This window comes from Cyanobium sp. HWJ4-Hawea (genome assembly GCF_024345815.1).
In the GTDB taxonomy this organism is placed as follows: Bacteria; Cyanobacteriota; Cyanobacteriia; order PCC-6307; family Cyanobiaceae; genus Cyanobium_A.
On record NZ_JAGQBV010000065.1, the window covers coordinates 1 to 10,833 of the forward strand.

A 10,833-nucleotide genomic window follows, 5' to 3' on the forward strand; every position below is an offset into this window, starting at 1 on the left:
GCGGGAACAGTTGGTTTGATGACCCAGGAGGTGATGGGCCTGGATGCGGCCTACATCACCGCCCCCTGGAGTGATCGACCCGACACTTCTAATGCAGCCGTGGCCCTGGGTATCGCTAACCAACTCACCAATATCCTCAGGGATGTGGGTGAGGATCGGGGACGGGGCCGAATTTATCTTCCCCTCGAGGACCTAGAGCGGTTTGGCTACAGCGAAGACGATTTATTTGCCGGCACTCTCAACGATAATTGGCGTGAGTTGATGCGCTTTCAGCTAGGGCGAGCCAGGGACTGGTTTGCCCGTTCGGAGGCAGGGGTTCGCTGGCTGGCCCCCGATGCCCGTTGGCCAGTGTGGGCTTCGCTGCGCCTATATCGCGGCATCCTTGATGTGATTGAGCAGCATCAATACGACGTTTTCACCAAGCGAGCTTATGTGCCCAAGGCTGGCAAGCTCTTGGATCTTCCGTTTAGTTTTTTAGTGGCCCAGGTGCGCTGATCCACTCCTTCAAGATTGGATTGACTACTTCTGGAGCCTCGTCGTGGGGGCAGTGCCCGAGACCAGGGAGCACCCTTAACTCTTGTACGCAGGCGAAATCCTCGGCCCAGCGTTGTGCTTCTGCCACAGCTTCCCAGGGGTCTTTTTCTCCCCAAAGCATGCGGACGGGTGTCTTGAGCTCGGCCAAAATTTCTGGTGCCAAGTAATCATTGAACAGGTTCACAAAGCCCCGAAAGCTCTCGCTTGCGCCTGGGGTTGTACTTGGCTTGTAAAGCAGTTCTATCAAATCTGCGTCGATGTTGGCCCCACTCGGGTAGGCCTTGTTCAGTACTTGGCGAATGAAGCCAGGTTGGGCTAGTAACCGGAAGAGCGGCGATATCAGCCAGCGTTGGCGTACCAGTTGTTTGGTTAAAGGGCGGGTGGTTTGTTCGAATCCGGAGAGTTGGGCGGCCCGTTTGTCGTCGAGGGTTCTTTGGGCACAGTCAATCAGCACAACCTGGGTTGGGGCCGTGCCTAGGGCCTCCATTCGCTTGGCAGCTGCCAGGGCGACCACGGCGCCGATTGAATTGCCTATTAGGTGTAGCTGGCCGCGATCAGCAAAGAAATATTGGGCGGCATCAACCACTTGCTCTGCCCAAAGGTCGAAGCAATAACGCACGCTGCCAGCTGTGGCGGGCTCGTTCGCCAGGTGGGAGCGGGGTTTGTCGCTGGCCCCAAATCCCAGTAAATCGAGGGCGATCAGATCGGCCTGCTCCGACAGGGCAGGGATGTTGTGGCGCCAATGGCCTACGGAGGCGCCAAAACCGTGAATGAGCAGCACCTTATTGGGCTGATCGCTACGACCAGCCCTGAGGAAATTGATGTTGTGGCCGCGCCAATTCCAGCTGGCCACGGGAGGCTTAAACCGCTGCTTTTTGGTTGTCGAGCAGGTTTTTGAGCTTGGCCAGTTCGCCGGCCCAGCGGGGATCGGGAGCCTCTGTGTCGACGCTGTCGGCGTGCACCACTTTGTTGACGGCCTTGCGGGCGGGGCTGGCTGTGCCGCCGCCAGCTGTTGGGGTGCTGCCGCCGCGGCCATCACGGCGCTCAGAAACCTCAATGCGCAGGCTGCTGCCGCCGAATTCCTTGCCGTTGAGTTGCTCGATTACGGCATCGGCCATGGCTTGGCTGTCAACGTTGGCAAAGCCAAAACCGCGACAGGCGCCCGTTTCCCTGTCGTTGACAGCCTTAAAGCGCACCCCTTCGCCGACGGCAGTGAACAGCGCCTCCAGCTCCTTTGCTTCAAAGGACTGAGGCAGATTGCCGACGTAGAGGCGGATGCTCATGGAAGGAAGAAATTGGTTTGACGTTGAGGAAAACCCTCTGGGCGCCTTTTCACCAGAGAGTTAATCACGGCGGCTGTTTAACCATTTCCGGCAGGCAAGCATTACTTCTGGGCTGGCGCCAGGCAGGCGAGCGAAGGCCCGCTCCAGGCTGAGGTGCTCCAGCAGGCTCCCGAGCTCCCTGCCCGCTGGCATCCCCAGCTCCCGCTGCAGGGTTCGCCCATCGATGGGGGATTGGGGGTGAAATAGGGGATCGCTGGGATCGCGCCAACGGGCCAGGGCCGCCCGAGCCTCAGCCACCGGCAGGGATAGGAGCAGGGCCGGCAGGTCCGCTTCAAGTTCTTGATGCAGTTGCCACCGCTCCATTTCGGGGAGGTTTTCCAGGCTGACCAGATCCTCCAGTCCCCCATGGCTCGCCAAGGTTGTTTGCCACTGGCGCAGAAGGCCGCAGCGTTTTTGCAGACGGCGGCTACTGCGTAGAGCCTCCAAGGCCGAGGAGCTAAACAGAACTGCCAACCTGGCTAGGGGCAGGAATTCGGCTGTCTCGGCCGGATTGAAATTGCGGCAGCTGGCGGCCCCTTCCCCCAGCTGCTCCAGGCGGCTTTGGCCGGCGGGATCGGCCTGCCAGCACCCCATTAACCCCAGTTCCATGGCCCGTTGGAGGCCGCGGTGACCGTTGGTGCAGTCCGCCAGCTTCTCCAGCTCCGCCAGCACCCGCTCCCCGGCCACCTGGCCCAGCATCAGGGCATGGCGAGTGATCCATTCGCTGCTGGCCGCATTTAGTGAGAAGTCCAATTCGCTGGCCAACCGCAGCCCGCGCAGCAACCGCAGGGGATCGGCCTGGAGGTTTGCTTCGCTGATGGCGACCAGCTGGCCGGCTTTTAGATCCTGCAGCCCGCCTGTCGGATCCACCAGGGCACTGCCCTGAGCCAGGGGACAGGCGATCGCATTGATGCTGAAATCACGGCGGCCCAGGTCTTCCTCCAGGTCGGCGCCGGCTTGGCGGGCCAGGTCGATGGTCCAACCCTTGAGCACCAGCCGGGCAATGCAGCGCTCCCCATCCAGCACCACGGCGGTGCCGCCCCATTGGCGTGCCAAGGATTTAGCGAGGCCAATGGCATCCGCCGCAATCACCAGGTCCAGGTCGGGGCATGGGCCGAGGCGATCGAGCAGGGCATCCCGCACGGCCCCCCCCACCAGGGCGCTGTTCGGCGGGAAGGCGCTAGGCGGTAGGGGCCAGGGGTTGGCGGCCAGGCGCTGGCGCACCAGTTGGGCCAGTTCGACCAACTCGCTGGGGGTGGCCTGGCCCGCCAGAATGACTTGCTGATCAGCCCGTGGCGGCATGTGCATCTGTGTGGATTGCCACTGGATCGACCGCTGCCAGGCTTACCACGCTGTGGAAAGTCAGCACGGTGTGAACCATCTCAATCCAGCTCCAGACTTTGTTCCCAGGGAGCCCCGCATCCATGTGCAGGTCCAAGACCTACCCACTGGAGAAGTGGGCGTGGAGTGGGATGTGCGCAGCTGCGGCAGTTTCCAGGCCGACCCTGGCCACTGGGCGCGGCTGATGCCTGGGTTGGCAGTGCCCACATGAGTTTTGTAGCCCCAGAGCAGGCCGATGGCTCCCTGGTGCTGGCCCTGCACAGCTCCAGTGCCGTCTTGGGAGTTGGGCTGGCCCAGGGCCAGGTGGGGCAGGGCCAGGTAGGCGAGACGATTGCAGCCAGCCGGCTCAGCCGAGCTTTCCCCCTGGATCGAGCCCTCTCCAACCATCTGTTCACGGCCGTTGAGGAGGTTTGCCCGGCCGACCAGTGGCCCCGGATTACGCGCCTGGCGGTGGCGATTGGTCCTGGGGGCTTTACCGGCACCCGGCTCACGGTGGTGATGGCCCGCACCCTCGCCCAGCAGCTGGGGGTGCCCCTCGACGGGGTTTGCTCGGGTTTGTTGATAGCCCGCAGGCTGCAGATCCAGGAGCCCACCTGGCTGGTGCAGGATCTGCCGCGGCGTGGGGTGGTGGCCGGTTGCTATGGCCCCGATGTAAGCGCCTGGGGCGGTGTGATCGAGCTGGAGGCTGCCAGGCTCTACGGGAGTGGTTTAGATCTGCCGCCAGGCCCCCAGCTGCCGGCCCAGCCCGAGCTGCCTGGGGATGTGGATCAGCTGTTGGACATGGCCTGTTTGGCCGCTGCCGAGGGCAGGCCCGGCCCCTGGCAACCCGTTTTGCCGATCTATCCCACCTCTCCGGTTCATCCCACCTCTTCGGTGGCCCAGCAGTAACGGCGATGGCTCCCCCCCGTCCGGGTCAGCGCAGTCGCCGCCCAACCACTCGACCTCCTAAAAGCAGCCCCCCCACTAGCGGCCGCTCCCGCCAGCGCATTCGCAGGCCAAGGAAGCCCTGGAAGCGGCTTTTCTGGGCCCTAGGGGCCGCAGGGCTGTTGTGGTTGTCGCGCGGTTGGTGGTGGCCAGCTCCGCCCCCACCCCAGCTGATCCTGGTACTTGGTGGCGATGTGGCCCGGGAGCAAAGGGCCGCTGAACTGGCCCAGCGCGATGGGCTGCCGGTGGTGGTCACCGGCGGCAGTAACCCCGAATACGCCCACTGGCTGTTTCAGCAGAGGGTGGGTTTGCCATCGCGGCAGGTGCAGCTCGACTACCGCGCCCACGACACCCTCAGCAACTTCACCTCCCTGGTGGATGAGCTGCGCCGTGCCCGCATTCGCCATGCCCTCCTTGTCACGAGCAGCGACCACATGGAAAGGGCCCTGTTGGTGGGCCGGATAGTGGCGGGCAGTCGGGGTATCCAGCTCACCCCGGTGGCCGTTCCCTGCGGCCAGAGCTGCCATCAGGAGGGCCCTGGCAAGGTCTGGGGCGATGGGGCCAGGGCCGTTCTATGGGTGATTACTGGCCACGACATCCGCCATTGGCTCAGTAACCAGCCCCAGCCCTAGGGCCTGATTAGGCCCTGATCCAGCAGGCCGTTGATTTGCTCTTGGCAGGCAGCGGTGGCCAGATCTAAATCGGCCCGCTTACGGGATGCGGGCGGCGGAATCGGGGTGCCGATGCGGATGTGAATTGGCAGCAGCCTCAGGCCCGAATTGCCCGGGCCAAAGGCCCTGTGGCTGTTGATGATCGCCACGGGCAGCAGGCGGGCGCCGGCCCTAGCCGCCAGCAGGGCTGCTCCGGCCTGGGGATTGTTGACCCGTCCATTTGCCTGGCGGGTGCCATCTATGAATACCCCGGTGGCCCAGCCCTCCAGCAGTCGGTCGGTGGCAACGCGGATCGCCTCTCGGTCGCTGGCTCCGCGGGACACCGGATAGGCGCCGCAGGCCCGAATGATCCGCCCTAGGAGGGGCAACTTGAATAGCTCCGCCTTGGCCATGAAGGCCACGGGCCGGCCCAGGGCATGGCCCAGCAAGGGTGGATCGAGGTGGGATCCGTGGTTGGCCACCACCACCAGGGCCCCATCCATGGGCACCTGGGCGTTTCCCAAGGTGCGGCCGCGAAACAGCAGCCGGTAGACCGGAAAAACCAGCAGGTAGCTGATTAGCCGATAGGTGAGGCTCGGTTTGGGGTTGCTGAGCAGGCCAGGGGGCTCCGCTGGTTTGCGCCGCCGCAGCACCCGCTTCACGGCCGCTACCGGTCGGTTCACAGCCCCAAATCCGCAGCGTTGGCAATTTGGGCCGTGGTGACGCCTGGGCAACTGCGCTTGATTAAACCGCTCAACACATTGCCGGGACCAATTTCCACGCTGGTTTCGACGCCCTCGGCACTGAAACGATCCATAATTTCTCGCCAGCGGACCCCGGTGGTCATCTGGTTGATCAGCCGGGCCTTGAGGGCGTCCCCATTGGTTTCAGGGTGGGGATCGGTGTTGCTCAGCACGGGAATCTGGGCATCGGCAAAGGTCACCGTCTCAAGCTTTTCGGCAAAGGCCCGGGCTGCTTCATCCATCAAGGGGGAGTGGAAGGCACCGCTGACCGCCAGCGGGATGGCTCGCTTGCAGGTGAGTTGGCTGCTTACGGCTGCCACGGCCTCGGGATGGCCAGAGAGCACCACCTGGGCACTGCTGTTGTCGTTGGCGATCACGACACCATCGGTGGCGACCACCAGGGCATCCAATTCCTCGCGCTCGAAGCCCATCACGGCGGTCATGGCCCCGCCACCGGCGGAGGCCATCAGCTCACTGCGAACTTTCATCAGCTCCAGGCCAGTGCTGAAGTCGAAGACCCCGGCCACGTGCAGGGCCACCAATTCACCGAGGCTGTGGCCTGCCACCAGGGAGGGGCGGCGGCCTTGGGCCCACAGTTGGCCGGCCAGCAGGCTTTCGATTACGAATAGCGCCGGCTGGGTGTTGCGGGTGTCGTTGAGATCGCTAGGGCCTAGGCCGCTTGCATCGGCATCGCCGGCTTCCCCTTGGCAGATCGCCAGCAGATCACGACCCACTAGCGCCGATGCCTGGTCAAAGGCTTGCTGCGCCCCTGGCAGCTCCAGCAGGCCCCCGGCCATGCCGACCTTTTGTGATCCCTGACCAGGAAAAACCCAGGCAATGCCCATGCAGCCGGCCTCTTATGCAGTCGGCAGGAGATTAGGGCTCGGCCGCCTTTAGCCCTGGGGCCCGGACCAGCGCAGCAGGGCCGCCCCCCAGCTCAAGCCCGCGCCGAAGCCGCTGCTGGCCAACAGATGGCCGCTCTGCACCCGCCCATCCTTGACGGCCTCATCGAGCATCAACGGAATGGTGGCGGCGGAGGTGTTGCCGTAATGGCTGAGGTTGCTGAGCACCTGTTCGTGGGGCATCGAAAAACGATCCGCCACCGCATCGAGGATGCGTTGGTTGGCCTGGTGCAACAACAGCCATTGCAACTGGTCAGCGCTGGTGCCGGTGGCCTCAAGTAGTTCCGCCAGGATTGCCGGTACTTCCCGCACCGCGAACTTGTAGACCTCCTGGCCATTCATTTGGATCGGCGCAAAGCCGCCCTTCTGGGCACTGAGGCCTTCTATTAGCGGTTCGTGGCTGGGGATTTGGGCCAGGGTTAGGCAGCCGTTGCGACTGCCGTCGGAGCGCATCCGAAAGCCAAGTAGCCCGTTTTCAGAGCTTGGGCAGGCCTCCACGGCCACCGCTGCTGCCCCATCGCCAAACAGCACACAGGTGCTGCGGTCGTCCCAGTCGACCCAGCGGCTGAGTTGGTCGGCGCCGATCACCAGGGCGCGCCGCATCGCCCCACTGGCCAGGTATTGGCTGGCGGTGATCAGGGAAAACAGAAAGCCACTGCAGGCGGCGGTGAGGTCAAAGGCCACGGCATTTTTGGCCCCCAGGGCCCCCTGCACCCGCGGAGCTGTGCCGAAGAGGTCGTCGGGGCTGGAGGTGGCCAGCAGGATCAAATCGAGATCCTCAGCTGTCCAGCCGGCGTGGTCAAGGGCCGCCTGGGCCGCCCGCGTGGCCAGCACGGTCAGGGATTCGGAGGGGCCCGCCACCCGGCGCGCTGCGATGCCCGTGCGGCTGCGGATCCAGTCGTCGTTGGTGTCTACCCGGCTGCTGAGCTGGGTGTTGCTGATGCTGGCGGCCGGTACGGCGCTGCCACTGCCCACCAGGGCCATGCCAAGGCCCGTAGTTGCAACGGGGCCCGGGGAGGCGGATTTAGCAATGCCGCCGAGCGACACAGGAGCTGCTCACAGATTAGGTCAGTCAACCACAGGCGCGCTGGCGCTGAGGGCATGGAGGTTGGCCATTACCCCATGGTTGGCGGCGGAATGGGCCAGGCGCAGGGCGCTCAATACGGATAGGGCCTTGCTGCTGCCGTGGCCAATCACGCAAACGCCATTTACCCCCAGCAGTAGGGCGCCGCCATGCTCGGCATGGTCGAGGCGTTTTTTGATACGCCGCAGGTTGTTGATCAGGAAGGCCGAACCCACCTTGCCGCGCCGGCCCCTGGGCAGCTCCTCCTTGATTACATCGAGCAGCACACTGCCCACGGATTCCAGGAATTTCAGCAGCACGTTGCCGGTGAAACCATCGCAAACTACCACCTCGAAATCGCCCGAGAGGATGTCGCGGCCCTCGCAGTTGCCAGCAAAGACAAAGCGCTCTTCCGCCGCTAAGAGCGGGTAGGTCTTGAGACAGAGCTCATTGCCCTTGCACTCCTCTTCACCGATGTTGACCAGGCCGATGCGGGGCTTGGGCACCTGCAGCACATCGCGGCTGTAGATGTTGCCCAGCAGGGCCCACTGGTGCAGGTATCCCGGCTTGCAGTCCATGTTGGCGCCCACATCCAGCACCAGCACCTGTAGTTCGGGGTTTTTGGTGGGGAAGAGGGCCCCGATCGCGGGCCTGTCGATGCCCTTGAGGCGACCGAGCCGAAAAATGGCCGAGGCCATCACTGCCCCGGAGTTGCCGGCGGAATAAACGGCCGTGGCCAGGCCCTCTTTGACCAGGTCCATGGCCATGTTGATGCTGGCGTCGCGCTTTTTGCGCACCACGGTGGCCTCCTCGTTCATCCCTACCGATGGGCCGCTCGCCACCAGCTGGATCAGGCCCCGCTCCAGGGCTTGGTCGAGTTGCTCTTGGAGGTCCATGGCCTGAACCGCCTGGCGCAATGGGCCTTCCTCGGCCACAAAACGCACCTTCAGGGGCAGCAGTTCCACGGCCCGCAGGCAGCCCTCCAGGATCGGCCCTGGGGCGTAATCGCCCCCCATGCCATCGACGGCCACCCAGAGGCGATCGGCGTCGTTGATGCTGCCGTCTTCGGCGCTGCCAATGCCCCGCTGCAGGCGGCGCAGGGGGTCGAACACCAGGGGTTGCAGCACCGCCCCAGCGCCATAGACCGCGGCCCCAGCCACGGACCCGGCGGTGTTTGCAGCTGAGCTGGCGGCGGAGCTGGCGGCCGAAGTGGCCGTATCCACCAGGGTGGTGACGGCGGCGTTGCGGCGATACCAGATCACCAGGCGCCGAATGGCGCGACTGGGCTTAGCCCGCTTGGGGCTTGAACCGGCGTAATCAGGCTCCTTCAGGGGCAACGGCTTCAACGATGCGTTGGAACAGATATCCGGTACCCCGAGCCGTGAGGATCAGCTCGGGGTTGGCAGGATCATCCTCCAGTTTGGAGCGAAGCCGGGAGATGTGAACATCCACCACCCGGGTATCTACATGACGCTCAGGGGTGTAGCCCCACACCTCCTTGAGAATTTCACCCCGACCAAAGGGCTCACCGGAGCGGCTGACCAGCAGCTCCAGCAGGCTGAATTCCATGCCGGTCAGGCGGATCCGCTCATCACCGCGATACACCTGGCGCTTGTTGGTGTCGATCCGCAGGTTGCTGACCAAGAGCAGGCCCGAATTGGGTTTGCCCGGGCCCAGCTCCTTGTCGGCCCTTCGCAGCACGCAGCGAATCCGGGCCTCCAGCTCCTTGGGGCTGAAGGGTTTGACCACGTAGTCGTCGGCTCCTAGCTCGAGCCCAGTGATGCGATCTGCCACGTCGCCGAGGGCGGTGAGCATCACGATCGGCACATCCGACTCCTTGCGCAGCTCCTGGCAGACCCCATAGCCATCAAGCCTGGGCATCATTACGTCGAGCACCACCAGGTCTGGGTTGATGCGGTTAAAGATCTCCAGGGCTTCGACGCCATCGCAGGCGGTCACCACCTGATAACCAATCATCGAAAGCCTGGTTTCCAGGATCCGCCGGATGCTGGCCTCGTCGTCGACAACAAGGATCGTTTCTTTTGCGGGTGAGGTAGCCGTCATCGCCGCAGCGTTGCTGTTACATCGGATCTGCCCACTGAAAGGGCCATAGGGCCTAACAGTTCACCTAACGCCACCTTTCTTCACACATCGCCCGCTCCGATTCCCCTTGGCCAAGTCCCATTCCGTATTTGTCTGCACCAGTTGTGGGGCCCAGACCCGCCAATTTTTTGGCAAATGCTCCAGTTGTGGCAGCTGGAACACCCTGATCGAGCAGAAGCAGTCTTCTGCCCCTGCCGCCGATAGCCGCCGCCGCAGACCCGTTGCCGCCGCAGGCGAGTTGAAGGGGGAGTTGGCCGGGGGCAGGCCCAAGCGTTCGGAGCCGATCCATGCGGTGGGGGAGCGGCCTTTGCAGCGGCTGGCCAGCGGCTATGCCGAATTCGACAGGGTCCTGGGTGGGGGGCTGGTGCCCGGCTCTTTGGTGCTGTTGGGTGGCGACCCCGGCATCGGTAAATCGACCCTGCTGCTGCAGAGCTGCAGGGCGATGGCGGCCCGCACCTCGGTGCTCTATGTGAGCGCTGAGGAGTCGGCCCAGCAGGTGAAGTTGCGCTGGCGGCGCCTGGCGGAGATGGGCGAATCCCCGCCGGAATTGCCGGAGGCCCAGGAATCCCTGGAACAGGCCCCTGGAGTGGCCGATCTGCAGCTCCTGGCCGAAACCGACCTGGAACTGGTGCTGCAGGAGCTCGAATCGTTGCGGCCGGCGGTGGCCATCATCGACAGCATCCAGGCCCTGCACGACGCCGAACTGGGCAGTGCCCCGGGCTCGGTGGCCCAGGTGCGCGAATGCGCTGCGGCTTTAGCCCGCATTGCCAAGCGCCAGGACACGGCCCTTCTTTTGGTGGGCCATGTGACCAAGGAGGGTGCCTTGGCCGGGCCCAAGGTGCTTGAGCACCTGGTGGATGCGGTGCTCACCTTCGAAGGCGATCGCTTTGCCAGCCATCGGCTGCTGCGGGCGGTCAAAAACCGCTTTGGCGCCACCCATGAGCTGGGGGTTTTTGAGATGCGCGATCGGGGCCTGGCCGAGGTCAGCAACCCCAGTGAGTTGTTTTTAGGCAGCGAGGAACCCAGCGCCGGCACCGCCACGATCGTGGCCTGTGAGGGCACCAGGCCCCTGGTGGTGGAGCTCCAGGCCCTGGTGAGCACCACCAGCTATGCGAGCCCGCGCCGCAGCGCCACCGGCATCGCCGCCAACCGCCTGCACCAGATCCTGGCGGTGCTCGAAAAGCACCTGGGCCTGCCCCTCAGCCGATTTGATTGCTACCTGGCGGTGGCCGGTGGCCTGGAGGTGGAGGA

General features: G+C 64.2%; 13 protein-coding genes. 5 read left to right on the forward strand and 8 right to left on the reverse strand.

The window, feature by feature from the left end:
- A partial coding sequence (locus tag KBY58_RS11640; RefSeq protein WP_255004495.1) for a squalene/phytoene synthase family protein occupies positions 1-495 on the forward strand: 495 nt, incomplete at its 5' end.
- On the opposite strand, the gene KBY58_RS11645 is transcribed toward KBY58_RS11640, so the two are convergent.
- The 3 genes from KBY58_RS11645 to KBY58_RS11655 are packed head-to-tail and all read right to left on the reverse strand — an operon-like array spanning position 467 to position 3,158.
- Positions 467-1,387: an alpha/beta fold hydrolase gene (locus KBY58_RS11645; RefSeq protein ID WP_255004496.1), complete on the reverse strand. Its 921-nt coding sequence runs from the start codon at positions 1,385-1,387 to the stop codon at positions 467-469. The two genes, KBY58_RS11640 and KBY58_RS11645, sit on opposite strands and share 29 nt — an antisense overlap.
- Positions 1,388-1,394: 7 nt before the next feature.
- Positions 1,395-1,817, reverse strand: coding sequence for an RNA recognition motif domain-containing protein (locus KBY58_RS11650; RefSeq protein WP_255004497.1), 423 nt, complete (start codon positions 1,815-1,817; stop codon positions 1,395-1,397).
- Positions 1,818-1,877: 60 nt separating this feature from the next.
- A complete protein-coding gene (locus KBY58_RS11655) occupies positions 1,878-3,158 on the reverse strand; it encodes a CCA tRNA nucleotidyltransferase (RefSeq protein WP_255004499.1) in 1,281 nt (426 codons plus the stop codon).
- On the opposite strand from KBY58_RS11655, the gene KBY58_RS11660 reads away from it, so the two are divergent.
- The 3 genes from KBY58_RS11660 to KBY58_RS11670 are packed head-to-tail and all read left to right on the forward strand — an operon-like array spanning position 3,157 to position 4,753.
- Positions 3,157-3,408 (forward strand): Ycf34 family protein, encoded by a 252-nt coding sequence (locus tag KBY58_RS11660; protein ID WP_254934109.1) that lies wholly within the window; start codon positions 3,157-3,159, stop codon positions 3,406-3,408. The two genes, KBY58_RS11655 and KBY58_RS11660, sit on opposite strands and share 2 nt — an antisense overlap.
- Positions 3,405-4,085, forward strand: a complete 681-nt coding sequence (gene tsaB / locus KBY58_RS11665; protein ID WP_255004501.1) for a tRNA (adenosine(37)-N6)-threonylcarbamoyltransferase complex dimerization subunit type 1 TsaB — start codon at positions 3,405-3,407, stop codon at positions 4,083-4,085. Before KBY58_RS11660 ends, tsaB begins: the two co-directional genes overlap by 4 nt.
- Before the next feature lie 5 nt (positions 4,086-4,090).
- Complete coding sequence (locus KBY58_RS11670; protein ID WP_254934107.1) at positions 4,091-4,753, forward strand: YdcF family protein; 663 nt, start codon at positions 4,091-4,093, stop codon at positions 4,751-4,753.
- Here KBY58_RS11670 and KBY58_RS11675 read toward each other — a convergent pair.
- From KBY58_RS11675 to rpaB, 5 genes are all read right to left on the reverse strand, one after another.
- Positions 4,750-5,424 (reverse strand): lysophospholipid acyltransferase family protein, encoded by a 675-nt coding sequence (locus KBY58_RS11675; RefSeq protein ID WP_409995757.1) that lies wholly within the window; start codon positions 5,422-5,424, stop codon positions 4,750-4,752. The genes KBY58_RS11670 and KBY58_RS11675 overlap by 4 nt on opposite strands.
- Before the next feature lie 26 nt (positions 5,425-5,450).
- A complete protein-coding gene (gene fabD / locus KBY58_RS11680) occupies positions 5,451-6,359 on the reverse strand; it encodes an ACP S-malonyltransferase (RefSeq protein ID WP_255004503.1) in 909 nt (302 codons plus the stop codon).
- Between the two features lie 48 nt (positions 6,360-6,407).
- Positions 6,408-7,400, reverse strand: coding sequence for a beta-ketoacyl-ACP synthase III (locus KBY58_RS11685; protein ID WP_254934603.1), 993 nt, complete (start codon positions 7,398-7,400; stop codon positions 6,408-6,410).
- Positions 7,401-7,484: 84 nt separating this feature from the next.
- The gene (gene plsX, locus KBY58_RS11690) at positions 7,485-8,816 is read right to left on the reverse strand and encodes a phosphate acyltransferase PlsX (protein WP_255004504.1); all 1,332 of its coding nucleotides are present in this window, start codon (positions 8,814-8,816) and stop codon (positions 7,485-7,487) included.
- Positions 8,797-9,543 (reverse strand): response regulator transcription factor RpaB, encoded by a 747-nt coding sequence (gene rpaB, locus KBY58_RS11695; protein WP_254934105.1) that lies wholly within the window; start codon positions 9,541-9,543, stop codon positions 8,797-8,799. Before rpaB ends, plsX begins: the two co-directional genes overlap by 20 nt.
- Positions 9,544-9,649: 106 nt before the next feature.
- Between rpaB and radA the strand changes: the two genes are divergently transcribed.
- Positions 9,650-10,833 (forward strand): DNA repair protein RadA (gene radA / locus KBY58_RS11700; RefSeq protein ID WP_255004506.1); only part of this gene is annotated, 1,184 nt, incomplete at its 3' end.

Excerpts from the sequence above, each read along its gene's own strand:
- KBY58_RS11655 (WP_255004499.1), bottom strand. The coding sequence starts at position 3,158 with ATGCCGCCACGGGCTGATCAGCAAGTCATTCTGGCGGGCCAGGCCACC.
- tsaB (WP_255004501.1), top strand. The coding sequence starts at position 3,405 with ATGAGTTTTGTAGCCCCAGAGCAGGCCGATGGCTCCCTGGTGCTGGCC.
- KBY58_RS11670 (WP_254934107.1), top strand. The coding sequence starts at position 4,091 with ATGGCTCCCCCCCGTCCGGGTCAGCGCAGTCGCCGCCCAACCACTCGA.
- fabD (WP_255004503.1), bottom strand. The coding sequence starts at position 6,359 with ATGGGCATTGCCTGGGTTTTTCCTGGTCAGGGATCACAAAAGGTCGGC.
- KBY58_RS11660 (WP_254934109.1), top strand. The coding sequence starts at position 3,157 with ATGTGCATCTGTGTGGATTGCCACTGGATCGACCGCTGCCAGGCTTAC.
- rpaB (WP_254934105.1), bottom strand. The coding sequence starts at position 9,543 with ATGACGGCTACCTCACCCGCAAAAGAAACGATCCTTGTTGTCGACGAC.
- KBY58_RS11650 (WP_255004497.1), bottom strand. The coding sequence starts at position 1,817 with ATGAGCATCCGCCTCTACGTCGGCAATCTGCCTCAGTCCTTTGAAGCA.
- KBY58_RS11685 (WP_254934603.1), bottom strand. The coding sequence starts at position 7,400 with ATGGCCCTGGTGGGCAGTGGCAGCGCCGTACCGGCCGCCAGCATCAGC.